Source organism: Actinoplanes sp. CA-051413 (assembly GCF_050955795.1).
In the GTDB taxonomy this organism is placed as follows: Bacteria; Actinomycetota; Actinomycetes; order Mycobacteriales; family Micromonosporaceae; genus Actinoplanes.
The window spans coordinates 7,926,014-7,950,524 of the sequence record NZ_CP192100.1 but is presented as its reverse complement, the minus strand read 5'-3'; the positions used below and the strand labels follow the sequence as shown (position 1 = coordinate 7,950,524).

Sequence of the window (24,511 nt, the reverse complement as noted above, 5' to 3'; positions counted from 1 at the left end):
GCCGGGGAGAGTTCACGTGATCAACGCCAACTGGGTCGCCCGTGCCGGCGCGGCCCTGCTCGCCACCGTCTCGTTCGGTGCGTTCGCCGTGCCGGCGGTCGCGGCCGGCACCGACGGCGCCGCCTCGGTCTCCGGTACGACGGTGCGCTTCCGCGCCGGCACCAAGGTCGCCAACCGGGTGGTGATCACCCGCAAGGGCAAGGTCGTGACCGTCGACGACCGGGTCAAAGTCAAAGCGGGTAAGGGTTGCAAGGCGGTCAAGGGCGACAAGACCAAGGTCCGCTGCACCGTCAAGAAGGGCCCCGAGCGGGTCACCGTCCGGCTCTACGACAGCAACGACTCGGTCGTGAACAACGCCGGCCTGCCGATGAAGGCCGAGGGCGGCTCCGGCAACGACCGGCTGGTCGGCGGCTCGCGCAACGACACGCTGTTCGGCATGTCCGGTGCCGACAAGCTCTACGGCCTGGCCGGCAACGACAAGCTCGACGCCGACACCGGCAACGACATGCTGTCCGGCGGTGACGGCAACGACAGCCTGGCCGGCTGGGCCGGCCGCGACATCCTGTACGGCGGCAAGGGCGACGACTCCCTCGAGGGCCTCGACGGCGACGACAAACTGTACGGCGGCGCCGGCACGGACGGCCTCTCCGGCGGCAAGGGCCGGGACCACCTCGACGGCGGCGCCGGCAACGACGGGCTCGACGGCGACGAATCCGGGCCCTTCGTCGCGGACGTTCTTTTCGGCGGATCCGGCATCGACGCGGTCTCCTACTTCGACCGGACCGCGGGCGTCACGGTGGATGCTGACGGGGCCAGCGGTGACGACGGCCAGGCCGGTGAGCACGACACCGTCGGTGCCGACATCGAGACCATCATCGGTGGCCGCGGCAAGGACCGGCTGACCGGAAACAGCGGGCCGGGCCAGCTGCAGGGCTACGCCGGCGACGACGTGCTGCACGGCGGAGGCGGCGACGACCTGGTGGAGGGCGGCGAGGGCCGGGACCAGCTGTACGGCGACGCGGGCGACGACCAGCTCTTCGGCTGGGAGGAGAAGGCGGCGGCGGACACCCTGGACGGCGGCACCAACGCCGCGACAGGCGACGAGTGCCACGCCTACAGCCCGGACACCAGCACCAACTGCGAGCGCTAGTCTGCCCCGGTGGCTCACACCCGGCTCACCGCCGAAATGGTGGTCAACGGCCGCGTTCCGCGCGCGTTGACGCTGTCGCCGGACGGCAGCTGGGTCGCCTACGTGGTCGCGCCGGTCGGGCGGTCCGGTGACCACCCGACCGGCGAGCTCTGGGTGGCGGCGGCCGACGGCAGCGAGCCGCCACGACGATTGACATCGGGGGAGAGCAACGACGCGGCGCCGCGGTGGGCCGCGAATTCGCTGCTGATCTACTTCCTTTCCGACCGGGCTGAACGCGGCACGGCGCAGGTGTGCCGGGTCAGGCTGTTCGACGGAGTGGTGGAGACGATCACGTCGTGGCCGGGCGGGGTGACGGCCCACCTCCCGCTGACCGATCCGGACCTGGTCGTCGTGATCGCAGCCTCAGCCGAGGACGACGCCCAGGTCAGCCCGGACCGGTTACGGCTGCTCGACGTTCGCAGCGGGCAGATACGGACACCTGATGCGTTCGGCGATCGTCATGTCGTCGAAGTGGTCCAGCGGCCCGACGACGGCATGCTGGCCGTGCTCACCTGGTCGACGCCTGAGGTGGACCCGGGTCTGCTCGAACCCGGTCTGCACCTGCTCGATCCGGTCAGCGGCACGGCGCAGGATCTCGGTCCGGCTGCGGCGGCCGCGTCGTCACTGGTCTGGTGGTCCGCCGAGGACGGCTGGCACCTGGCGTACCTCGCGAAGACCCCGCCGCTCCTGGTGGGCGGGCAAGCGGTTCTCGAGGTCGCCGTACCGGTGGGCGAACACCGCAGCGTGACCGCCGGCACCACCGTCTGCCCGATCGGCCTGGTCCAGGTGGACACCGGTCCGCCGCTGGTGTTGGTCGCCGACGGGCTCGACACGGCGATCCATCGGTTCGGTCCGGCCGGGCACCGCCTCGTCGAGGTATCCCGGGTCAAGGGCCACGCAACGTCGCTGACCACGAACCGGAACGGTGACACAGTCGCGGCGGTGGTCAGCACGTCCTACGAGCCGGCCGACGTCCACGCCGGCCCGACCGGTGGGCCACTGACCCGGCTGACCAACCTGCGCCCTGAGCTGGACGGCGTCCGGTGGGGTGTCCAGGAACGCTTGTCGTACAAGGCATCCGACGGGCTGGACCTCGACGGTCTGCTGATCCTGCCGCCCGGCCGATCCGGGCCCTTCCCCCTGGTCACGCTGGTGCACGGCGGCCCGTACGACCGGCACGCCGACCGGCTCCAACTCGGGTGGGATCCGTCCGGCCAATGGCTGGCCGCCGCGGGATACGCGGTGTTCCTGCCGAATCCGCGCGGCGGCATGGGGCACGGCCACGACTTCGCGGTACGGGTCGCCGGGGCGGTCGGGCTGGAGGAGTGGACCGATATCTGCGCCGGAATCGACCGGCTCATCGCCGCCGGGGTGGCCGACCCCGAGCGGCTGGGCATCGGCGGCTGGAGCCACGGCGGATTCATGGCGGCCTGGGCGGTCGGGCAGACGGACCGGTTCAAGGCCGCGGTGATGGGGGCCGGCATCAGTGATTGGGGAATGCTGGCCGCGACGGGGGAGGAGGGGCGGTTCGAGTCCGCCCTCAGCGGAAGTAATGGCCGCCAGAGCCCGATCTCATACGCCGGGGAGGTGCGCACGCCGGTGCTGATTCTGCACGGCGAGAACGACACGAACGTTCCGGTATCGCAGGCGGAGCTCTTCCATCGGGCGTTGCGTGGGTATGGGGTAGAGCACGAGTACGTGGTCTATCCCGGGGAGAAGCACGCGATCCGGGAACGTGGTCACCAGCTTGACGTGCTGCGGCGTACCCGCGCCTGGTTTGACCGGTGGCTTGAATGACCCCGACACCGAGCATCCGCGTCACTTGGCTGACACGTCCGAAGCCGCGGCGTCGATGCCGCGGCTTCGCGTGGAACTCAGGCGCCTACGGCGTCGCGGTCAGTGTTGTTTCGCAGCGGGCTGAGGTGGCCGCCGCGCGCACGAAGCAGCTGTCGCCGGGGGCCGCAGTCACGTTGCGGCCGCCATCCACAGTGTCTGTCTCGCTGTCGCTTCCCGGCGTCTCGCCCGCGACAGGCGGCCCGGCGCCCGGCTCACCGATCAGGTAGTCGTCGCCGTCGTCGCCGAACAGCTGATCGCTTCCGTTCTGCCCCAGGATGATGTCGTTGCCGGTGCCGCCGTGGAGCTCGTCGTTGCCGGTCCCGCCGTGGATGGTGTCCGGGCCGAAGCTGCCGTAGATCCGGTTGTCGGCGTCGTTGCCGGTGAGGGTGTCCGCGCCGTTTCCGCCCAGGAGGCGCTCGACGTCGGCGCCGATGGTGTCTCCCTCGCCGACCGTACCGTCGTCCCCCACGCTGCCGTCCAGATCGGCGGTGACCGGCGTCTGTTTTTCGGCATAGGCAGCCGTCACATCGATGAAGGGCATTCCGAGCAGAGTACGGTTCGGGATCCGAAAAAAACGGTGTGGGGCGGGTCTAAGGATGACCGCGACAAGCGGATTCGCGAGACCCTGGAGCAGGATCCCGATGGTGTGCGGAACACCAACGGTCGAGACGGAACTATTCACCGAGGCAGCTTCGACGACCCGGTCGGTCGTACTGGCGACGAGAACGGTAAGTACCCCGTGTACGACACGGAGGTCGTCCTGAACCCGGATGGCTCCGTCCGCACGGCGTATCCTAAAGGCGACGACATCCCTGGCGCGGAGTGGTAGGGCAATGATTGAGCTATTTGCGGCGCTGAAGTCCGACGAGGAACCCCTGGTGCATCTCCATGATGCTGAGACCGTGGCACGAATTAAGCAATCACCGGAGTGGCAAATTCGTGAAGGGTCCTTTCTGGCCCGGGTGCAGTTCCGTGTGGGTGATCTGGTGCTTAGTCGCCGCCGTGAGCCGGTGCTCGACTTCGGCCTGTCATTGCGAAGCAATTTGGACTTGCTCGCGCTGGAACGACGGACCGAACTGAGCTTTCAGGGTACAAGCGACCGGGTTCGCTTCACGCTGACGGAGAATCGGGTCGAGATTCGCGCCAATTATGCTGAGGGCATCGCTTACTGTTCCTACGTTGATCTGCTTTGTTCCGTCCTATCATACATGCGGAACTCCTTGGACGTCCTGACAGCGAAAGCCCCCGACCTGCTGGAAAGCACCTACATTGAGTATTTGTATCGAGAATTCTTGGTACGTGAGATGGGTGAAGAGCAATTCAGGCGGCACAGTCAGGCGATGGCCAAGATCTATGGCGCGGGTCAAGACTCTTGACGAGGAGTCGCACTGACTTCGAAACGAAGTCTGGCCGGTACTGTCAATTCACCAATGATCGCTGGCGCCGACGGCTCCGGGGCGGGCTCGTCCGGGAGGCCGACTAGCCGCCTCGCGGCCGTGCTCAACGACCGGGCGGTGGTCGCCCGGCGACACGGGCGCGAGCGCTTGCCGCGATCGACGAACTCGGCTACGTCCAGGGTGCGCCCGCGGCGATGCTGGCACCTCATCAGCGGCGCAACGGCTTCGCCATTTGAATGTTCCAGCCCGCCGCGACGCTGCCCGGGCAAAGGCTCCACTTTCTGCACGCCCGGTGCCGGTGCTGGCCGATCCCTGGCCCGGGGTGCCCGTCCGGGGACGCAACGCGGTCGGATGCGCGGACGCCTGCTGGCTGTCGGTCGCGCCTGGGCTGACGTCGCACGGCCTGCGACGCACGTATAAGACGATGATGGTTGAGCTCGGTCCCCCGGCGACGCTGATGGACGAGCAGATGGGCCATGAGGACGGCTCGGTGCAGGCTCGATGCGCACACCTCGCCTCGGGGATGACACAGCGTCTTGTCGACGACCTTACGGAACTGTGGACGGCAGCGTTAAGAGGCCGGCGTGCGATCAACCTGCGATCGCCGGTCGCGGTTCTTGATCAGCTACTGGCGGAGTAGGGGGTGAACCTCTCCCAGCTGACAAGATAATCCTCGCAGCTTCTTCCCGCCGGGTCCGGGCATAGAAATCGGGTCCCGTCCCGCTGGGACGAAACCCGTTCTGACCTGCTGTTTTGCCTGGTGGGCGATACTGGGATCGAACCAGTGACCTCTTCCGTGTCAAGGAAGCGCGCTCCCGCTGCGCCAATCGCCCTCGTTCAGATGCCGAGGTGGAGACGGGATTTGAACCCGTGTACACGGCTTTGCAGGCCGTTGCCTCGCCTCTCGGCCACTCCACCGAGCTGGCCCCGCACGTAACCTGTGGCGGCCTCTCCGAGCGGACGACGGGATTCGAACCCGCGACCCTCACCTTGGCAAGGTGATGCGCTACCAGCTGCGCTACGTCCGCTTGTCTCTCCGGCGCGTTCCCCGGCGACGGATGAAACATTAGCCGGTCCCCCGCCGCCTTGCCAAACCGGGGTCCCCCGGCGCGTCGCCCCGGCGTAATCCACAGGTAAGGAAACCGGCGAGCGCAGCCACCCCGTACCCGCTTGGATGGGCTCATGCAGATCCGACAGGTCACCGCCGACGAGCGCACCGACACCATGTTTCCCCTGCAGACGTATGCCTTCATGCCCTCACCCTGGGCCGACGGCGACCGGGAGACCTACGCCCGCCGTATGCAGTACTACCGGACCGCCGTGAGCCTTGTCGCCGAGGAGGACGGCCGGGCGCTCGCCGGCGTCGGTGCCTTCCCGATGCGCCAAAATGTGCGCGGCACCGTGCACGACATGGCCGGTGTCGCCTCCGTCGCGACCCATCCGTCCGCCCGCCGCCGAGGCTTCGTCCGGGCGCTTCTGGGCCGCCTGCTCCAGCAGATGCGCGACCAAGGTTGCACAGTCAGCGCTCTCTACCCCTTCCGTCCGTCCTTCTACGGCCGCTACGGCTTCGTCGGTCTGCCCCGGGTGCGCACGGTCACTTTCGCCCCTGAGGGCCTCTCACACCTCCTCAAGGCCGATTTGCCGGGCGAGGTGGAGCGTCTGCCCATGCGGGAGGCGTTCGACGAATACACCGCCCTCACGCTGCGTCTGCTGGGCGAACGGCACGGCTTCTCGGTGTTCGACGAGGTGCGCACCGCTGAGTTCCGGGACAACCCGCGCTGGGTTGCGATCGCCCGGGTCGAGGGCGAGGTCGTGGGCGCGGTGACCTACCGCATCGACCGGTTCGGCGGTGAACTGCTGACCGACGACCTGCTGACCACCGGTTCGCTGGGCCGGGCGCTTCTCCTGCAGTATTTCGCCCGGCACGTGGACCAGGTGGCGCGCGTGATCCTCAAGGTGGGCACGGATGAGGTGCCGGATCTGTGGGGGACCGACTTCCCGGTGCTCACTCAGGGCCGGGTCGAGCATCCCAGCCAGAACGGACCGATGGCCCGCTTGTTGTCGATGGAGGCGCTCACGGGCACCGCTACGACCGCCGAGCAGGCCATCACGATCGAGGTGGTCGACGACGACTTCATCGCGGGCCGCTACCAGTTGACCGGGGAGAGCGGGCAGGTCACCGTGGAGCCGAGCAAGAACGAGCCGCAGGCGACAGTCACCTGTGCGGGCATCTCAGCGCTCGCGTACGGGGTGCTCGACCCGATCGAAGTCGTGACCAGGGGCTTCGGGCAGGTCGACGCATCGGCGGTCGAGCCGTTGGCCGCGCTGTTCCCGAAGCAGATGCCGTACCTGTTCGCCGACTTCTGATCAGAATGATGAGGTCAGACAGCGGCGGGAAGGCCGGCGGAGCTGAATGCCCGGCCGTCGTCCGTCACCAGCGCGGAGTCGTAGCCGTTCGCCGCCAGCTTCGAAAGCCAGGCGATTCCCGCCTCGCCCATCGCCAGCGCCGCGGTGGCGTAGGCATCCGCCAGCGCCAGGTCCGGTCCGACCACGGTCACCGACCGCAGGCCCCGGGCCGGCCCGCCGGTGCGGGGGTTGAAGACGTGGTCACCGCGTTCGTAGGTGCCGGAGGTGGCCACCGCCTGGTCGCTCACCGCCAGGACCCAGCTGAGCTTGTCGGCCTCCCACGGGTGCCGGATGCCGACCCGCCACGGCGCTCCCGTGGCGCATCGTCCTCGGGCTCGGATGTCGCCACCGGCGTTCACACAGTGGTTCACCGAGCCGGCCTCCACCAGCCGGGCGGAGGCGATCTCCACCGACCAGCCCTTGACGTAGCCGCTCGGGTCGAGCGGGCCCGCCGCGTAGGCGTCGAAGTAGCCGTCTGTCTCGCGCCACAGGTCGGCGCAAGCCTCCAGCACGTGCCGCATGTCCGTCGAGCAGTCCGCCGGGTCGATCTCCCGCCGGCGCAGCTTGCTGACCTCGCTGTCCTCGCGGTAGGTGCTGAACCGCCGGTCCACCTCGTGCAGCCAGCCGCACACATCGTCGACCATCGCGCGCAGCTTGTCCTGCGGCAGATCGTCGGCCAGGTCGATGCTGACGACCGTCCCCATGACGTGCTCGGCGTGGTGCATGGCGCGGGACTCTACGCCGTCGCTTCGTCGATGGCCGCCTGCAGCGACTTCACGTACGACTCGGAGGTGAAGGTCGCGCCGGAGACCGCGTCGACGTCGGCGCTCTGGGCCTTGAGGGTGCTCTGCTTCAGCGAGGCGATCGCCGGCGGGTTGATCGTCGCGCTGTCGCCGGTGACCGGATACGTCGCGTCCGCTGCGGTGATCTTGCCGCCGGAGATCTTGATCGAGACCTGGATGGTGCCGTACGGGTTCTTCGCCGCCGAGCCCTTGAAGATGCCGTTCTTGAGGCCGCTGCCGCCTGCTTCGCCCGAGGCATCTGCTTCCTCGGTGGGCTTCGCGGCCGGCTTCTTCGACGACGGCTTCTTCGATGCCGAGCCCGCCGGTTCCGGGTCGGCGTCCTGGCCCGAGTTGGCCAGGTCGACGGCGGGCGGCGCGGCCGAGGGAACCACCGGCGCGGAGACGCTGAGCCGGACCCCGACGATCAGGGCGGCGCCGGTCAACGTCCCCACGGCTGCTGCGGTACTGCGTCGCATGAGCAAACTCCCGGAATCAGAATTCGAAGGGGTCGAGGTGCAGCTGGCTGTCTGGCACTTCCAGCTCGCGCAGGGTCTGCACCGCGGCGTCCACCAGCCCGGGCGGCCCGCACAGGTAGACATCGCGGCGGTTGACGTCGGGCACCAGCCCGAGCAGGCCGTTCGCCGTGAAGAGCCGGCGCGGGCCGGGGTCGTTGCGCGAGCCGACGATGTAGCGCACCCAGGCGTCGCGGCGCTCGGCCAGTTCCTCCAGCTCCTCGCGGAAGACCAGCTCGTCGGGGCGGCTGGCCCGGTAGATCACGATCGTGTCCGGCGGCATGTCCTCGAGCAGGGCCCGGATCGGTGCGATGCCGCTGCCGCCGGCGATGAGCAGAGCCCGGCGGCGCGTCCGGCGCTGCGCGGTGAAGGTCCCGAACGGGCCTTCCGCCCAGATCGACGTGCCCGGCTGCATCTCCGCGAGCTTCGCGGTGTGCCCGCCGACCGCGGTGACGGTCAGGCGCAGCCACTGCGAGTTCGGCGCGGCGGAGAGCGAGAACGGGTGCGTCTGCCACCAGCCGTTGGCGGTCAGGAAGCGCCAGCGCATGAACTGCCCCGCCTGGGCGGTCAGGCTGTCCAGGTTGCGGCCGTCGATGTAGATCGAGAACGTGTTCGCGCCCTCGGCGACGACCTCGGCCACCTCGAAGCGGTGCCGCACGTTGAGCCACAGCGGCTCGACCAGCCGGCCCCAGAACAGCGCGGCGATGACCAGGGCGGCGAGCGCGGGCCAGAAGACCGACGCGAAGCGGCCGGACAGATCCGCGCCGGTGGCGACCTGGTGGCCGTAGCCGAGCAGCAGCACGAGGTAAGCGCTGAGGTGGATGAAGTGCCAGAGCTCGTACGGCAGCTTGGTCCGCGCGGCCCGGATCGAGATCACGCTGATCAGCACCAGCAGACCCGTGGCGACCGTCGCGCTGATCATCTCCGGCAGGGTGGTGATGATCGTCCAGCCCTGGTCGACGACGCCGGACTCGGCGGTCAACGCGTAGCCGTAGACGATGAAGACGATGTGCGCGAGCACCGTGACGACGAGCGTCGTGCCCAGCCAGCGATGCCAGCGCAGCAGGTCGCGGGCGCCGACCCACTCCTCGAGCCAGGACACCCGGCTCATCATCAGCAGCTGGATGAAGAGCAGGTAGCCGGCGATCAGTCCGGTGATCCGGCCGACGGCCAACATCAGCGTGGCGGTGTCGTTGATCGCCCCGGCCTGGGTGTCGAAGAGCCAGAGGGAGACGCTCGTGGCCAGGCCTGAGAAGAACAACAGCACCGTGAGCAGACGGTTACCGGATGTCGCCTCGGCGGGCGGGCGGTCGTCGGTGACGATCGCGGGGCCGGTGCCCTGCCAGCCCGACTCGTCCGGCGCCTCGACGATGATGTCGCCGCGCGGCACGGCCTCGTTCAGGTCCGGCTGCTCCCAGAAACCACGCTCCGGCGCCAGCGTGGACGCGAACGACGTCGCCGGCTCGTACTCGGGTTCGCGCTGGTCCTCGAAGGATTGGAACACGGTCGGCCCTGATCGGCCGGCAGTATCGCCGTACGCTCGCGCCATCGACCTCACCCGCTCAGCAGTCGTCCTTCGGCATCGGCCACCCCCCAGCGCCCGACGTGACGGTCCGGTCTCGGCAGGCCGTCGACGGTTACTACGCGGTTCAGCGGGTGAAGGCTCAAACCTGAACGGAAAAAGTCCGTGACCAGGGATGATCTTGCTCCATGGGCGGGCGGTGGCGACTCAGGCCGAGGTCCGCCGGTCAGGGGCATGATCGTGACGCAGGCGCAGGTAGATCAGCAGCGCCGGACCGATGCGAGGCGCGCTCGCCGCGCGATCGATCAGCGTCCTCGGTGCGGTGAGGCGTGTCGATGCGCTGTCAAATGTGACAGACATGCGAAATAGATCATTTGGTGACAGAGCGTTGTGGTGGGGCGGACGATGCGCGCCAGAAGCAATCGACAGGCATCGACCAGGGGTACGGCGGAAGGAGGCTCGGTGACCGACGACTACCGTCACGACGTGACTGACGAACCTGCCGGCCTCACCGTGGTCGGCATCGGCGCCGACGGCTGGCCGGGACTGTCGGGTACGGCCACCGCAGCCCTGACCGCCGCACAGGTGATCTTCGGCAGCACCCGGCAGCTGGCTCTCCTGCCATCGGCGGTCGAGGGTGACCGGGTGTCGTGGCCGTCCCCGCTGCTCCCCGCGCTGCCGGGCCTGCTCGAAGCGCACCGCGATCGGCGCATCGCGGTGCTGGCCAGCGGCGACCCGATGTTCCACGGGATCGGCGCGACGTTGGTCCGGCTGCTCGGGGCGGAGGCCGTACGAGTCATCCCGCACCCGTCCTCGGTCTCGCTCGCGGCGGCCCGCCTGGGCTGGCCCCTCCCGGAGGTCGACGTCCTCAGCCTGGTCACCGCCCCGGTCGAGGAGCTGCATCCGCTCATCCACCCGCGCCGCAAGATCGTGATTCTCAGCGCGGGCGCGAAGACCCCGGCCGCGGTGGCGGCCCTGCTCACATCCCGGGGGTACGGCGACAGCACCATCACGGTCCTGTCCCAGCTCGGCGCCCCGAACGAGAGCAAGATTTCCGGCCCGGCGGCGTCTGTGGACCTGACCGACATCGACCCACTGAACTTGATCGCGGTGACCTGCTCAGCTGGGACCGGTGCGCGCCCGGCGGCTGACCAGGCGGCACCGGTGGCACACAGCGACCGGCAAGCGGCCACACGCGCGCAAGGCACGCAGACCACCATCCCGGTCCCGGACCGGACGGGTCCTCGGCCACTCGTGCCCGGCTTGCCCGACGCTGTCTATGAGAGCGACGGCCAGCTCACCAAGCGCGAAGTCCGAGCCGTGACGCTCGCCGTGCTCGGCCCCCAGCCCGGCGAGCTCCTCTGGGACGTCGGCGCCGGCTCCGGCAGCATCGCGATCGAGTGGATGCGAACTCATCGCGACTGCCGCGCCGTCGCTGTCGAGTCTTCCGCTGAGCGGGCCGGGCGGATTGTGCGCAATGCTGCTGCTCTGGGCGTACCGAAGCTTCGGGTTGTCGAGGGCCGGGCGCCCGGCGCTCTGGCCGGGTTGCCGGCGCCCGACGTGGTTTTCATCGGTGGCGGGGTGACGCGGGACGGGGTCGTCGAAGCGGCTCTGGACGCCCTGCCCTCGGGCGGGCGGTTGGTCGCCAATGCGGTGACTCTGGAATCGGAGGCCGTGCTGGCGGCCTGGTACGCGAAGCTGGGCGGTGAACTGACCCGGCTTGCCGTGCAGCGGGCGGCGCCGGTCGGCGGGTTCACGGGATGGAGAGCGATGATGCCGGTGACCATCTGGTCGGTGACGAAGCCGTGACGGTGCATTTCATCGGCGCCGGGCCCGGCGCCGCCGACCTCATCACGGTACGGGGCCAGCGGTTGATCGAGGCTTCGCCGGTCTGCCTGTACGCCGGCAGCCTCGTGCCCGCCGAACTGCTCGCCTACTGCCCGCCCGGCGCCCGGCTCGTCGACACCGCCCGCCTGACGCTGGACGACATCATCGGTGAGCTGATCACCGCCACCAAGGCCGGGCACGATGTGGCCCGGCTGCACTCGGGCGACCCCTCGGTGTTCAGCGCGATCGCCGAGCAGATGCGCCGGCTGGACGAGGCCGGCGTCGAGTACGACGTGACGCCCGGCGTTCCGGCGTTCGCGGCGGCTGCTGCGTCGCTGGGCCGGGAGTTCACCGTGCCGGGTGTCGCACAGACGGTCATCCTGACCCGCACCGCCGAGCGAGCCACCGCCATGCCGCCGGGGGAGGACCTGGCGACGCTGGGCGCGAGCCGCTCGACGATGGTGCTGCACCTGGCCGTCCAGCGCATCGACGCGGTGGTCGGTGAGCTGGTGCCGAGCTACGGCGCGGAGTGCCCGGTCGCCGTGGTGGCACGGGCGAGCCGGGAGGACGAGCTGATCGTGCGCGGCACGCTGGCGGACATCGCCGCGAAGGTGGCGGCCGCCGGGATCAAACGCACCGCCGTGATCGTGGTCGGTGCGGCCTTGACCGCCTCGACCTTCCCGGACAGTCACCTCTACTCCGCAGACCGATGCCGCCCATAGCGAGAGTCACGCCTGCGTGCGGAGGCCGCAATCGACAGTGGGCCGATGGTTCCGGTGAGCGGCCTTCTTGCGAGGCAAACCGTGTCTGCCGCAAGCGGTCCTTGGCTAGGGCGGAGCCGTGGCTCCCATGAGCGGACAGACGTCGCCTGCGCGGGTGCTCATCCTCGGCGGCACCACTGAGGGACGCGAGCTGGCGTCCGCCTGCGCGCCCATCCCAGACCTCGAGGTGGTCAGCTCCCTCGCCGGCCGGACCACCTCACCGATCCTGCCCGCCGGCAAGGTCCGCATCGGCGGCTTCGGCGGCGTAGACGGCCTCACCGCTTACCTACGCCACGAACGCATAGCTGCCGTCGTCGACGCCACCCACCCATTCGCCGCAACGATGACCGCCCACGCGACAGCCGCGTCCGCGCAGGCCAACGTGCCGCTGCTGATTCTGCGCCGCCCAGGCTGGACCGAACAGCCAGGTGACCACTGGCACCGCGTACCCGACCTCGCGACCGCCGCAAAACTGCTTCCCGACCTGGGCGAACGCGTCTTCCTCACCACCGGCCGCCAAAGCATCGCGGCCTTCGCGGAAGTGGACGCCTGCTGGTTCCTGTCCCGATCCGTCGAGCCGCCCACTGGGCCCCTACCGAGCCGCCTCCAAGTGCTGCTGGACCGAGGCCCGTTCACCCGAACCGGCGAACGGGCTCTCCTCACCGAGCACCGCATCGACGTACTCGTCACCAAGGACAGCGGCGGCAGCACCGCCAAGCTCGACGCCGCCCGCGAGCTCGGCCTTCCGGTCGTGCTGGTCGATCGGCCACCACTACCACCCCACGCGAACGTGGCGCCCACCGTCGAGGCCGCGCTGGAGTGGCTCAGGCCGGGTAGTGCCGCGGCGTGTACACCTGGGTAGAGCCGTCCCCGCGGGTCGTCACCCGGGTCTGGCTCGAGCCGATGATCAGCAGGCAGCGCATGTCGATCGTCGCCGGGTCCAGGTCGCCCAGCGTTGTCACGCGGATTTCCTCCTCCGGGCCGCCCACATCCCGGCCGACCACCACCGGAGTCGCCGGGAGGCGGTGCTGCAGCAGCAGCTCCCGGGCCCTGACCAACTGTTCCTTGCGGCTCTTGGATGCCGGGTTGTAGATCGCGAGCACCAGGTCGGCGCTCGCCGCCGCCGACAGCCGGGCCGCGATCACGTCCCAGGGCTTCAGCCGGTCCGACAGCGACATGATGCAGAAGTCGTGCCCGAGCGGCGCGCCGGCCCGGCTCGCCACCGCCTGCGCTGCCGTCAGCCCCGGCACCACCCGGACCGGGACGTCCTTCCACTGCGGATCCTCGCTGACCTCCAGCACCGCCGCGGCCATCGCGAAGACGCCCGGGTCCCCGGACGACACCACCGCCACCTTGCGGCCGCGTTTGGCCAGGTCGAGCGCGAACGCCGCGCGTTCCGCCTCCACCCGGTTGTCCGACGGGTGGCGGCGCTGGCGGGCGTTCGGCGGCACGCGGTCCACGTACGGGCCGTAGCCGACCACGTCGTCCGCCGCGGCCAGGGCCTCCTGCGCCTCCGGGGTGAGCCAGTCGCGGCCGGCCGGACCGAGCCCGACGACCGTCACCTGCCCCTGCTGCTCCTGCGTGACCGGCTCGGCCACGAACGTCGCGGCGGCCGGGCTCGGCAGCAGAGCCAGGGAGAAATACGGCACTGTGTCGGGGTCGACGTCGGCCAGCCGGGCGTGGCGTTCCCGGTCGGTTGTCGCGCGTTCCACGTACCAGGCGTCGTCGAGGCGGCCGGCTTGAGCCAGCGCTTCGCGGACGCCCGTGAATGTGCGGCCCAGCTTCATGATCGCGGCCGAGTCCGTGGCGGCCAGCCGCGCCGCCAGCTCCGCCGGGGGCAGGGTGCCGGGCAGCACGGTGAGGATCTCGTCGCGTTCCATCAGCGGGCGGCCGAGCACCGCCGAGGCGGCGCTCACCGAGGTCACGCCGGGCACGACCTGCGTCTCGTAGCGGTCGGCGAGCCGCTTGTGCATGTGCATGTAGGAGCCGTAGAAGAACGGGTCGCCCTCGGCCAGCACCACCACGTCGCGGCCTGCGTCCAGGTGGGCGGCCAGCCGCTCGGCACTCTGGGCGTAGAACTCGTCGATCGCGCCCTGGTAGCCGCCCGGGTGGTCGGTCGTCTCGGTGGTCACCGGGTAGATCAGCGGTTCCTCGATCTGGCCGTCGCGCAGGTAAGGCTCCGCGATCGCGCGGGCGTTGCTGCGGCCGTGCCGGGCCGCGTGGTACGCGATCACCCCGGCCGCGCTGATCAGCCGGGCCGCCTTGACGGTGACCAGCTCCGGGTCGCCGGGGCCCAGCCCGACCCCGAACAGTCGGCCCGCCATGGCTACTCCTCCTCCGAGGCGAGGGCGTTGACCGCCGCCGCCGTGATCGCGCTGCCGCCGCGTCGCCCGCGCACGACCAGATACTCCAGATCGGATGCGGCCAGCGCCTCCTTCGACTCGGCCGCCCCGATGAACCCGACCGGGATGCCCAGCACCGCCGCCGGCCGCGGTGCACCGGCCTCGACCATCTCCAGCAGCCGGAACAGCGCGGTCGGGGCGTTGCCGATCGCCACCACGGCACCGCCGAGCCGGTCGCCCCACAGGTCCAGCGCGGCCGCACTGCGGGTGTTGCCGAGCTGCGCCGCCAGCCCGGGCACGGCGGGGTCGCGCAGCGTGCAGATGACCTCGTTGCCGGCGGGCAGGCGCGTGCGGGTCACCCCGGATGCCACCATCTCGGCGTCACACAGGATCGGCGCGCCGCCGAGCAGCGCTTTGCGGGCCGCGGTCACCACCCCGGCGCTGAAGCCGATGTCGCCGGCCAGGTCCACCATCCCGCAGGCGTGGATCATCCGTACGGCGACCCGCGCCACGTCGGCCGGCAGCCCGGACAGGTCCGCCTCCGCGCGGATCGTGGCGAACGATCGCCGGTAGATCTCCGCGCCGTCGCGCACGTACTCCATCTCAGCCCTTCCTCGCGGCGCCGACCAGCGCGCCGACCTCACCGACCGAGGTGACGCCGCACGCATACGGCGACCGCACCTCGTAACCCGCCCCGGTCGCCTCGACCCGCACATGCGGCCCGGCGGGGCTTCCGCACCCGCGTGCGCAGCCGACCCAGTGCACCGGCAGTCCCTGACCCGCGACGGTCGCGGCATCCGCATCGGCCCGCACGTCGGCCAGCGACTTCGCGCAGCCCGGCCGGCCCGCGCAGGCGGTCACCCCGGCCCACCGCGACCCGGCCTCGACCTCGAGACCAGCCCCGGCCAGGGCCGCCAGCCACGACCCGGCCGCCTGCGGCGCCAGACCAGGCAGAACCACCCCACGCCACGGCGTGAAGATCAAGCTTTCCGCCGCCTCCAGCACTTTCAGTTGTACGTCGCTGAGCCGCCCGAGCGGCACGAGGGCCCCGACGGCGACTGTCCCGTCGGCCTGCTCGACGACGCCGATCGGCTCCCGGAGGACCGGCCGAGGCAGCTCCGCGGGCTCACCGAGCGTCCTGCCCAGCGCCGCGGCGGTCCGCGCCGCGACGTGTGCCGGTCCATCCGCCAGCTCCCGAACCCGCCAGGCCACTCGCTGCCGTCCGCCGGCGCTGCCGCCGGCCCGAGGACCAGGGATGCCGTCGGACCGGGCTCCGACGGAAGTGCTGTGGTCGACGACACCCGGTGCGGGCCGCGCACCGGGCACTCCCGCGGCGGCTCCGGGGCCTGCGGAGGAGGGAACCGGGACGCTCCGCGTGGGATCGGCGGAGGCGTCGCGCCGGGTCGCGGTGGGCTCTGCGTTTGCGGGAGGCGCGTGGGGGGTGGTCGCGGTTGTGGAGGTCTGGGCGGCGCGTTCTTCGAGGAAGGCGTGAGCCGCTGCCAGCAGCGCCGGGATCACCTCGGCCGGCGGCACGCGCAGGCCCGCGTCCACCCCCGCGAAGATGATCGCCACCTCGTCGTCGACCGGGAGGGCCGCCACGTCCGCCCCGAAGGCCACGCCCCCCTCCCCGCCGTCCAGGGCGAACAGGAACCGTCCGGGCAGCTCGGCCAGGGACGGATCGGCACACAGAGCCCGGTCCAGGGCCCCCACCGGCAGTCCTCCGGCGAGCGGCGAGGCGGCTATGTTCCGTACGAGTTCGTGGGTTTCGGAGGGCAGCAGGCCCGCGGCCCGCAGCCGGGCCGCCAGCTCGTCCACCGGGGCCTCTCCCAGCGCTCTGAGCTGGAGATTCGCCCGGCTGGTCAGCTCCACGTGCCCGTCGCCCCAGCTGGCCGCCAGCTCGTGCACCGCCGTGAGCTGCGCGCCGGTCATCCGGCCGCCGGGCAGCCGGACGCGCGCCAGCGGCCCGTCGGCCGCGGCGTGCAGCCGCAGCGCGCCCGGGCAGGCATCGGCGTCGGCGCGCACGGATGGGATGGGCACGGCCCGGATACTACGGATCCGGGCCGACACTTTCCCGGCGGCGGTCGGCATCGTCACACCCGGCGCCTCGCCTTGACGTTGCTCGTGCGCTTCTGGAGAGTGGGAGGCCACGTGCGGCGACGCCGCGGAGGAAGCCGGTGCGAGTCCGGCGCGGTCCCGCCACTGTCAGAGGGTCCTGATAGACCTTCGAGCCAGGAACTCCGGTCGCCGTGAATTCCACCGATCCGGGGCGCGGACCCCGAGGGGAGAGCCGTGTTTCTGCTGCTGTCGACGTCTGACACCGACCTGCTGAGCGCCCGCGCCAGCGGGGCCGCCTATCGCCTCGGCAATCCCGCGCGCACGCAGGTGGCCGATCTGCCGGCGCTGCTCGACGGGGTCGAGCTGGTCGTCGTGCGGATCCTCGGCGGTCGCCGCGCCTGGGAGGAAGGGCTCGACGCGCTGCTCGCCGGGCCGGTCCCGGTGGTGGTGCTCGGCGGCGAGCAGGCGCCGGACGCCGACCTGATGAAGCTCTCCACCGTGCCCGCGGGTGTGGCCGCGGAGGCGCACGGCTATCTCGCCTACGGCGGCGCCGACAATCTGGCCGCCCTGCACGACTTTCTCTCCGACACGATCCTGCTGACCGGGCACGGCTTCGCCGCTCCGGTGCCCGCGCCCGACTGGGGTCTGCTGCCGCGGGAGGCGACCGCGCATACCGGCCCCACCGTCGCGGTGCTCTACTACCGCGCTCATCACATGGCCGGAAACACGGCGTTCGTCGAGGCTCTGTGCCAGGCGATCGAGGCCAAGGGTGCCCGGCCGCTGCCGATCTTCACGTCCTCGCTGCGCACCGCTTCGCCCGAGCTGCTCGCCGAGCTGCGCAAGGCCGACGCCCTGGTGGTGACCGTGCTGGCGGCCGGCGGCACCAAGCCGGCCACCGTCTCCGCGGGCGGTGACGACGAGGCCTGGGATGTCGGGGTGCTCGCCGATCTCGACGTGCCGATCCTGCAGGGCCTGTGCCTGACCAGCAGCCGGGCCGCGTGGGAGGCCAGCGACGACGGGCTCTCCCCGCTGGACGCGGCGACCCAGGTGGCGATTCCCGAGTTCGACGGCCGGATCATCACCGTGCCGTTCTCGTTCAAGGAGATCGACCCGGACGGCCTCTCGATCTACGTTCCCGACCCCGAGCGGGCCGCCCGGGTGGCCGGCATCGCGGTCGCGCACGCCCGGCTGCGGCACATCCCGCCGGCCGAGCGCCGGATCGTGGTGATGCTCTCGGCGTATCCGACGAAGCACTCCCGGATCGGCAACGCGGTCGGGCTCGACACGCCCGCCTCCACGGTCCGGCTGCTGCAGGCCATGCAGGAGCGCGGCTACCGGATCGGTGACTTCCCGGGCGTCGCCGAGGGCGACGGCGACAAGCTGATCCACGCGTTGATCGCGGCCGGCGGCCAGGATCCGGACTGGCTGACCGACGACCAGCTCGCCGGCAATCCCGTACGGATCACCGGCTCCGCCTACCGGCAGTGGTTCGCGACGCTCCCGGCCGACCTGCGCGAATCCATGGAACGGCACTGGGGCGAGGCGCCCGGCGAGCTGTACGTGGACGACGACGCGATCGTGCTGGCCGCCCTGCGCGACGAGAACGTGGTCGTGATGGTGCAGCCGCCGCGTGGCTTCGGCGCCAACCCGGTCGCCATCTACCACGACCCCGACCTGCCGCCGAGCCACCACTACCTGGCGGCCTACCGGTGGCTGGCCGACGACTTCGGCGCGCACGCGGTCGTGCACGTCGGCAAGCACGGCAACCTCGAATGGCTGCCCGGCAAGAACGTCGGCATGTCCGCCTCGGACGGCACCGACGCGGCGCTCGGCGACCTGCCGCTGATCTACCCGTTCCTGGTCAACGACCCGGGCGAGGGCACCCAGGCCAAGCGGCGCGCCCACGCGACGCTGGTCGACCACCTGATCCCGCCGATGGCCCGGGCCGAGTCGTACGGCGACATCGCCCGCCTCGAGCAGCTGCTCGACGAGCACGCCAACATCGCCGCGCTCGACCCGGCGAAGCTGCCCGCCATCCGGGCGCAGATCTGGACCCTGATCCAGGCGGCCAAGATGGACCACGACCTGGGCCTGGCCAACCGGCCCGACGACGAGGAGTTCGACGAGTTCATCCTGCACGTCGACGGCTGGCTCTGCGAGATCAAGGACGTGCAGATCCGCGACGGCCTGCACATCCTTGGGGCCGCGCCGAGCGGCGAGGCCCGGGTCAATCTGGTGCTCGCCATGCTGCGCGCCCGGCAGATGTGGGCCGGTCAGGTGGCCGCGCTGCCCGGTCTGCGGGAGGCGCTCGGTCTGGCCGAGGACGCGTCCACCGCCGAGACCGATGCCGTGGAGGCGCGGGCGCACGCGCTGGTCGCCGCCATGGAGGAGGCCGGCTGGGATCCCGCCGTGGCCGACCGGGTCACCGATGACGAGACGGTGGCCAAGGTCCTGCGCTTCGCCGCGACCGAGGTCGTGCCCCGGCTCGCGCGCACCACCGACGAGCTGACGAATGTCCTGCACGCCCTCGACGGCGGCTACGTGCCGGCCGGACCGAGCGGGTCGCCGTTGCGCGGCCTGATCAACGTGCTGCCGACCGGCCGCAACTTCTACTCGGTCGACCCCAAGGCCATCCCGAGCATGCTGGCCTGGGAGACCGGGCAGGCGATGGCCGAGTCACTGCTGACCCGCTACCGCGCCGACTACGGCGACTGGCCGAAGTCGGTCGGCCTGTCCGCCTGGGGCACGAGCGCCATGCGGACCGCCGGCGACGACATCGCCGAGATCCTCGCCCTGATGGGGGTACGCCCGATCTGGGACCCCGCCTCCCGCCGGGTCACCGGCATCGAGCCGATCGACCTGGCCGAGCTGGGCCGGCCCCGGATCGACGTGACCGTACGCATCTCCGGCTTCTTCCGGGACGCGTTCCCGCACGTGGTGGCCATGCTGGACGACGCGGTCGGGCTGGTGGCCGGGCTGGACGAGACACCCGAGCAGAACTTCGTCCGGGCGCACGCGCTGGCCGACGTCGACGCGAAGAAGTCGTGGCGGCAGGCGACCACCCGGATCTTCGGTTCGCGGCCGGGCGCGTACGGGGCGGGGATCCTGCCGCTGATCGACAGCCGCAACTGGCGTGGGGACGCCGACCTGGCCGAGGTGTACGCGGTCTGGGGCGGCTTCGCCTACGGGCGCGGGCTGGACGGGGTCGAGGCGCGCGGGGACATGGAGACCGCGTACAAGCGGATCGAGGTCGCGGCCAAGAACATCGACACCCGCGAGCACGACATCGCCGACTCCGACGACTACTTCCAGTACCACGGCGGCATGATCGCCACCGTGCGGGCGCTGACCGGGCGGGCGCCGGCGGCGTACATCGGCGACTCGACCAACCCGGACGCCACCAAGACCCGCAGCCTCACCGAGGAGACCGCCCGGATCTTCCGGGCCCGCGTGGTGAACCCGCGCTGGATCGCGGCGATGCGCCGGCACGGCTACAAGGGCGCGTTCGAGCTGGCCGCGACGGTCGACTACCTGTTCGGCTACGACGCGACCGCGGGCGTGGTCGCCGACTGGATGTACGAGCAGCTGGCGGCCAGCTACGTGCTGGACCCGGACAACCAGAAGTTCATGACCCAGTCGAACCCGTGGGCGCTGCACAGCATCACCGAACGACTGCTGGAAGCGGCGGACCGCAAGCTTTGGGAGTCCCCGGAGCCGGCCACCCTGGCCGCGCTGCAGCAGGTCTACCTGGAGACCGAGGGCGATCTGGAAGGCGACGCGGAATAGTTCGCGGTCGCATGTCGAGCCGGCGCCGGTGACTCCGACCCATGGGCATGAAGAGCGAAACGAGCAACCGCCGCGTCGTCGGAAACATCTCCCTGTCCCTCGACGGCCGCACCACTGGTGTTGGTGGCGACTACGACATGGGCTGGATCGTGCCGCACGCGGTCACCGACGCCGGCCGCGACCACATGATCCGGGTGACCGAGCCGGCCACCACCGTGCTGCTGGGCCGCAAGAACTACCAGGGCTTCGGCAGCTACTGGCCGGCCGTCGCCGGCAACCCCGAGGCCGATGAGCGCGACCGGACCTTCTCGGCCTGGCTCAACCGGACCGAGAAGGTCGTGTTCAGCACGACCCTGACCGAGGCGCCCTGGGAGAATTCCCGCGTCGTCGCCGGCGACCTGCCCGAGGAGGTCCGCAAGCTGCGGGCCGGGGCCGGCGGGGACATCATCGTGCTGGCCAGCAGCAGCATCATCCGCGCCCTGCTCAACGCCGAACTGCTGGACCGGCTGTGCATCACGCTGTGCCCGGCCGTGGTCGGCGGCGGCGCCAGACTGCTGGAGGACGGCCTCCCCGCCTCCACGTGGACGCTCGCCGACACGACGACGTCAGAATCCGGGGCGCTCTGCCTGATCTACGACCGGGTGTCCGCCTGATCGGCGTCGCGGCGGCGCAACAGGTACGTGTCCATGATCCAGCCGTGCCGCTCCCGGGCCTCGGCGCGGACCCGGCGGATCTCGTCGCTGACCTCGGCCAGCGGACCGGAGACCAGCAGCTCGTCCTCGGTGCCGAGGTACGCACCCCAGTAGATGTCCACGTTCGCGGCGTCGACCGATCCGAACGTCTGGTGCGCGTCCAGCATCACGATCACGTCGTCGACGTCCGCCGGCCACTGCTCGGCCAGCCGCCGGCCCGTGGTGACCTGGAACGGCCGGCCGACCCGGTTCAGGCCGACCCGGTGCTTGGCCGCGAGCGTCGAGACGCTGCTGATGCCCGGGATCACCTCGTAGGAGAACGCGGTCTCACCGCGGGCCAGGATCTCGTCGAGGATGCTGATCGTCGAGTCGTAGAGCGACGGATCACCCCAGACCAGGAACGCCCCGGTCTCCTCGTCGAGCAGATGCTCGCGGATCAGCGCCTCGGTCACCTCGGACCGCCGGTGCCGCCAGTCCGCGATCGTGCCCTCGTAGTCGGCGGGGGTGCGGTCGCGGTCCGGGTCGCGGCCCTCGGCGATGCGCCGGCTGGGGCGGGCGTACGCCTTCAGCAGCCGGCGCCGGAGCTCGATCAGGCTCTCCTTGGTGTCGCCCTTGTCGAGCAGGAAGAACACGTCGGTCCGGCCGATCGCCTTGGCTGCCTGCAGGGTCAGGTGGTCCGGGTCGCCCGCGCCGATCCCGATGACGTAGATCTTCCGCACGCCCAGCAGTCTGCCGCACGCCACCGACGCACCGAACCCCAGGCCCACGCCGAAGCCGCCGGGCGGGTCGGGCACCGGGAAGCCGGACGCCGGTAAGCCGGGAGGCCGGGCGCCGGAACAACGACGCCCGAGTTGGAACTTCGGGTCAGACGGCTACCGCTGCCGCCCGTGCGTGCTCCAGCGCCAACTGCAAAGCCCCGTGCAGCGCCGCCTCCGTACCCAGAGTCCCGTGCTCGACCCGCGTCGGCCCCGGGAACGAGATCTCCGCCCGCACCCGCGGCAGCAGCGCCGGATGCGTCCCGACCGGCCCTCCCAGCAGCACCAACGCCGGATCCACCACCGCCGCCACCGAGATGATCGCCCGGGCCACCGCCGCCGCGAGCACCCGCAACGCCGGCTCATCACCGCGATCGAGCAGCTCCAGCGCCGCCGCCACATCGTTGGACGGGGCGTCCGAGCGTCCGAGCCCACCCGCCGCCAGATCAGCGGCGATCGTCGGGGCCCCGGCGCCCGGTAGATACCCGATCTCGCCGGCCAGCCCGTGCGCACCGCGGATCAGCTGGTCGCCGATGTAAAGCCCGACGCCCAGGCCCGCGCCCACGTACACGTACGCGAAGCTGGCCTCGCCCGCCGCCCGGCCGGCGCGGTGTTCGGCCAGCGCGGCCAGATTGACGTCGTTGTCGACCAGGATCGGGGCCGACACCAGGTCGCCGATCAGTTCGGCCGGGCTGAGCAGGCCTTCCGGGAACGGCGTGCCGGCCAGCGGGACGACCTCGTGGGTTACCGGGTGCACCGGGTTCGCGATGGAGATGCCGACGGCTCGCAGCGGCCCGGGCTGGGCGGGGAAGGCGCCGACGGCCGCGCGCAGGTTGGCCACCAGCGCGTCCACGTCGCCGGGGGCGCCGGCCGGGCGGCGGTGTTCGTCCAGGGTGCGGCCGGCCAGGTCGGCGGCGCGGGCCCGGACGCCGGACTGGTCCAGCTCGACCGCGAGCACCCAGCCGGCCCGCGCGCCGAGCTCGTAGAACGTGCCGATCCGGCCCCGGCGGCCGGTCTCCTTCAGGCCCGTGGCGTCCAGGAGGCCGCCCTCGACCAGGCGGCGGACGGCCTCGGAGACGGTGGGCCGGGAGTAGCCGGTCATGTCGGCCAGCTCAGCGCGGGTGGTGCGGCCCTGGCGGATCGTCTCGTCGAGCAGACGCCGGTCGGTGGCAGCACGGAGCACCGTCTGCGGCAGTGCCCGGCTGACGTCGTTCACCGTCACCTCTTGTGATCTTCCGGCGGGATCTCCTACATTAGGACAAAGTTCTAGTTAGGTCACCTAATCAAATGGAGGCAGCGATGCACACCGCCCCGGACGACATCCCCCGCGCCATCCGTGAGACCAAGGCCGAGCTGCGCAAGCGGATCGGCGACGTCACCGGCGCCTTCGCGCGGGCCGAGGCCGCGGTGCGGGCCGAGGTCGCCGAGGTGGTCGCGCAGCGCGAGCGCGGCGAGCAGGTCTGGCCGGTGGTGCAGTTCGCCGACATCGCCGCCGGCACGGTGCCGGCCGACCTCGTCGAGGCGGTACGCCGCCGCGGCTGTGCCGTGGTCAAGGGCACCTTCGGCCGTGACCGCGCCGAGCGCTGGGACGCCGAGCTGGTGTCGTACCTGGACCGCAACGACTTCGCCGGCAAGTACCGCTACCTCGACGACGGCATCTTCGGCGGGCTGTCCGCGAGCAAGCCGTCGATCTTCCCCATCTACTGGTCACGTCCGCAGATGGAGGCCCGTCAGGACGACAACATGGTCGCCGTGCGCGGCTTCCTCAACTCCTTCTGGAAGCACGAGTCCGAGGGCCGGGTGTGGTTCGACCCGACCCGCGACACGGCGTACCCGGACCGGGTCCGGCGCCGCGAGCCCGGCACCGACTCCGCCGGGCTGTCCGCGCACACCGACTCCGGCTCGATCGAGCGGTGGCTGCTCCCGGCGTACCAGAACGTCTTCCGGCACGTCTTCGCCGGCAACCCCGAGGCGTACGACCCGTGGGACGGCGCCTACCGCACCGAGGTCCACGAGTTCGACTCCACGGTGATGTGCTCGGCGTTCCGGACGTTCCAGGGCTGGACCGCGCTGTCCGACATGGCGCCGACCGAGGGCGTGCTGCACGTCGTGCCGATCCCGTCGGCGATGGCCTACCTGCTGCTGCGGGCCCTGCAGGACGATGTGGCCGACGACGACCTGTGCGGGGCGGCCAACGGCCAGGCGTTGCCGATCAGCGAGCGCTGGCACCCGGCGCTGATGCCCGCGCTCACCCCGATCCCCGCGGTCGAGCCGGGGGACACCGTCTGGTGGCACGGCGACATGATCCACTCCGTCGGCGCGGTGCGGGACCAGCAGGGCTGGGGCAACGTCATGTACATCCCGGCCAGCCCGTACTGCGAGAAGAACGCCGCCTACGCGGCCGAGTGCGGCCAGGCGTTCCTGCGGGGCGTCAGCCCGACCGACTTCGCCGCCGAGGACTACGAGGTCGACTGGGCGGGCCGGCCGGCGGCCGACGAGCTCAGCCCGACGGGCCGCGCGCAGCTGGGTCTCTGAGCGGGCTGAGGTAGGCGACGTCATCAGTGTCAGCACGTAGCTGCCGGCACTGAGTCGGGTCTGGCGCTGGCTCGGATGTGTCGCCGGTCCTGCCGGGTCAGGGTGAAGCGGTCA

General features: G+C 71.0%; 20 protein-coding genes, 3 tRNA genes and 1 riboswitch. Of the genes, 11 read left to right on the top strand and 12 right to left on the bottom strand.

Going from position 1 to position 24,511, the window contains the following annotated elements; all coding sequences use genetic code 11:
• Positions 1-16 precede the first annotated feature (16 nt).
• Both ACQP2Y_RS37370 and ACQP2Y_RS37365 read left to right on the top strand, forming a co-directional pair.
• Positions 17-1,150: a calcium-binding protein gene (locus tag ACQP2Y_RS37370; protein ID WP_433720941.1), complete on the top strand. Its 1,134-nt coding sequence runs from the start codon at positions 17-19 to the stop codon at positions 1,148-1,150.
• A 36-nt stretch (positions 1,151-1,186) separates the two neighbouring features.
• Positions 1,187-2,986 carry a S9 family peptidase gene (locus tag ACQP2Y_RS37365; RefSeq protein WP_433732207.1) on the top strand — a complete coding sequence of 600 codons (1,800 nt, stop codon included), beginning with the start codon at positions 1,187-1,189 and terminating at the stop codon, positions 2,984-2,986.
• Between the two features lie 85 nt (positions 2,987-3,071).
• Here the strand turns inward: ACQP2Y_RS37365 and ACQP2Y_RS37360 are convergent, their stop codons facing one another.
• Positions 3,072-3,566 carry a calcium-binding protein gene (locus ACQP2Y_RS37360; protein WP_433720939.1) on the bottom strand — a complete coding sequence of 165 codons (495 nt, stop codon included), beginning with the start codon at positions 3,564-3,566 and terminating at the stop codon, positions 3,072-3,074.
• 292 nt (positions 3,567-3,858) lie between these two features.
• Here ACQP2Y_RS37360 and ACQP2Y_RS37355 point away from each other — a divergent pair, with 292 nt between their 5' ends.
• Both ACQP2Y_RS37355 and ACQP2Y_RS37350 read left to right on the top strand, forming a co-directional pair.
• Positions 3,859-4,401: a hypothetical protein gene (locus tag ACQP2Y_RS37355; protein WP_433720938.1), complete on the top strand. Its 543-nt coding sequence runs from the start codon at positions 3,859-3,861 to the stop codon at positions 4,399-4,401.
• A 313-nt stretch (positions 4,402-4,714) separates the two neighbouring features.
• Positions 4,715-5,062: a hypothetical protein gene (locus tag ACQP2Y_RS37350; protein WP_433720936.1), complete on the top strand. Its 348-nt coding sequence runs from the start codon at positions 4,715-4,717 to the stop codon at positions 5,060-5,062.
• 118 nt (positions 5,063-5,180) lie between these two features.
• Here ACQP2Y_RS37350 and ACQP2Y_RS37345 read toward each other — a convergent pair.
• The 3 genes from ACQP2Y_RS37345 to ACQP2Y_RS37335 all read right to left on the bottom strand — a co-directional run bounded on the left by ACQP2Y_RS37345 (position 5,181) and on the right by ACQP2Y_RS37335 (position 5,450).
• A tRNA-Val gene (locus ACQP2Y_RS37345) sits at positions 5,181-5,255 on the bottom strand.
• A 14-nt stretch (positions 5,256-5,269) separates the two neighbouring features.
• Positions 5,270-5,340 (bottom strand) — tRNA-Cys (locus ACQP2Y_RS37340).
• A 37-nt stretch (positions 5,341-5,377) separates the two neighbouring features.
• A tRNA-Gly gene (locus tag ACQP2Y_RS37335) sits at positions 5,378-5,450 on the bottom strand.
• 154 nt (positions 5,451-5,604) lie between these two features.
• Here ACQP2Y_RS37335 and ACQP2Y_RS37330 point away from each other — a divergent pair.
• Positions 5,605-6,789 carry a GNAT family N-acetyltransferase gene (locus ACQP2Y_RS37330; protein ID WP_433720935.1) on the top strand — a complete coding sequence of 395 codons (1,185 nt, stop codon included), beginning with the start codon at positions 5,605-5,607 and terminating at the stop codon, positions 6,787-6,789.
• 14 nt (positions 6,790-6,803) lie between these two features.
• Here the strand turns inward: ACQP2Y_RS37330 and ACQP2Y_RS37325 are convergent, their stop codons facing one another.
• From ACQP2Y_RS37325 to ACQP2Y_RS37315, 3 genes are read right to left on the bottom strand one after another with little or no spacing between them, the layout of a single operon-like run.
• Entirely contained in the window at positions 6,804-7,553 is a 750-nt protein-coding gene (locus ACQP2Y_RS37325) for an FAD:protein FMN transferase (protein ID WP_433720934.1), read from the bottom strand.
• A gap of 11 nt (positions 7,554-7,564) precedes the next feature.
• The gene (locus ACQP2Y_RS37320; protein ID WP_433720932.1) at positions 7,565-8,086 is read right to left on the bottom strand and encodes an FMN-binding protein; all 522 of its coding nucleotides are present in this window, start codon (positions 8,084-8,086) and stop codon (positions 7,565-7,567) included.
• A 16-nt stretch (positions 8,087-8,102) separates the two neighbouring features.
• The gene (locus tag ACQP2Y_RS37315) at positions 8,103-9,626 is read right to left on the bottom strand and encodes a ferredoxin reductase family protein (RefSeq protein WP_433720930.1); all 1,524 of its coding nucleotides are present in this window, start codon (positions 9,624-9,626) and stop codon (positions 8,103-8,105) included.
• Between the two features lie 504 nt (positions 9,627-10,130).
• Here ACQP2Y_RS37315 and cbiE point away from each other — a divergent pair.
• From cbiE to ACQP2Y_RS37300, 3 genes are all read left to right on the top strand, one after another.
• Complete coding sequence (gene cbiE / locus ACQP2Y_RS37310; RefSeq protein ID WP_433720928.1) at positions 10,131-11,453, top strand: precorrin-6y C5,15-methyltransferase (decarboxylating) subunit CbiE; 1,323 nt, start codon at positions 10,131-10,133, stop codon at positions 11,451-11,453.
• A complete protein-coding gene (gene cobM, locus ACQP2Y_RS37305; RefSeq protein WP_433720926.1) occupies positions 11,405-12,193 on the top strand; it encodes a precorrin-4 C(11)-methyltransferase in 789 nt (262 codons plus the stop codon). Before cbiE ends, cobM begins: the two co-directional genes overlap by 49 nt.
• 127 nt (positions 12,194-12,320) lie before the next feature.
• Positions 12,321-13,094: a cobalt-precorrin-6A reductase gene (locus ACQP2Y_RS37300; RefSeq protein ID WP_433720924.1), complete on the top strand. Its 774-nt coding sequence runs from the start codon at positions 12,321-12,323 to the stop codon at positions 13,092-13,094.
• Here the strand turns inward: ACQP2Y_RS37300 and ACQP2Y_RS37295 are convergent.
• From ACQP2Y_RS37295 to ACQP2Y_RS37285, 3 genes are read right to left on the bottom strand one after another with little or no spacing between them, the layout of a single operon-like run.
• On the bottom strand, positions 13,057-14,556 hold the full coding sequence (locus ACQP2Y_RS37295) for a precorrin-2 C(20)-methyltransferase (RefSeq protein WP_433720922.1): 1,500 nt from the start codon (positions 14,554-14,556) through the stop codon (positions 13,057-13,059). The two genes, ACQP2Y_RS37300 and ACQP2Y_RS37295, sit on opposite strands and share 38 nt — an antisense overlap.
• Before the next feature lie 2 nt (positions 14,557-14,558).
• Positions 14,559-15,176: a precorrin-8X methylmutase gene (locus tag ACQP2Y_RS37290; RefSeq protein WP_433720921.1), complete on the bottom strand. Its 618-nt coding sequence runs from the start codon at positions 15,174-15,176 to the stop codon at positions 14,559-14,561.
• Between the two features lies 1 nt (position 15,177).
• Positions 15,178-16,611, bottom strand: a complete 1,434-nt coding sequence (locus ACQP2Y_RS37285; RefSeq protein WP_433720920.1) for a precorrin-3B synthase — start codon at positions 16,609-16,611, stop codon at positions 15,178-15,180.
• A gap of 127 nt (positions 16,612-16,738) precedes the next feature.
• Positions 16,739-16,812, top strand: a riboswitch (cobalamin riboswitch).
• 51 nt (positions 16,813-16,863) lie between these two features.
• On the opposite strand from ACQP2Y_RS37285, the gene cobN reads away from it, so the two are divergent.
• Both cobN and ACQP2Y_RS37275 read left to right on the top strand, forming a co-directional pair.
• Positions 16,864-20,415 (top strand): cobaltochelatase subunit CobN, encoded by a 3,552-nt coding sequence (gene cobN, locus ACQP2Y_RS37280; protein ID WP_433720919.1) that lies wholly within the window; start codon positions 16,864-16,866, stop codon positions 20,413-20,415.
• A gap of 41 nt (positions 20,416-20,456) precedes the next feature.
• Positions 20,457-21,068, top strand: a complete 612-nt coding sequence (locus ACQP2Y_RS37275) for a dihydrofolate reductase family protein (RefSeq protein WP_433720918.1) — start codon at positions 20,457-20,459, stop codon at positions 21,066-21,068.
• On the opposite strand, the gene cobF is transcribed toward ACQP2Y_RS37275, so the two are convergent.
• Entirely contained in the window at positions 21,047-21,826 is a 780-nt protein-coding gene (cobF, locus tag ACQP2Y_RS37270) for a precorrin-6A synthase (deacetylating) (RefSeq protein ID WP_433720917.1), read from the bottom strand. The two genes, ACQP2Y_RS37275 and cobF, sit on opposite strands and share 22 nt — an antisense overlap.
• Positions 21,827-21,971: 145 nt before the next feature.
• Positions 21,972-23,078, bottom strand: coding sequence for an ROK family transcriptional regulator (locus tag ACQP2Y_RS37265; RefSeq protein WP_433720915.1), 1,107 nt, complete (start codon positions 23,076-23,078; stop codon positions 21,972-21,974).
• 83 nt (positions 23,079-23,161) lie between these two features.
• Between ACQP2Y_RS37265 and ACQP2Y_RS37260 the strand changes: the two genes are divergently transcribed.
• On the top strand, positions 23,162-24,397 hold the full coding sequence (locus ACQP2Y_RS37260; protein ID WP_433720913.1) for a YbiU family protein: 1,236 nt from the start codon (positions 23,162-23,164) through the stop codon (positions 24,395-24,397).
• The last annotated feature ends 114 nt before the right edge of the window (positions 24,398-24,511 follow it).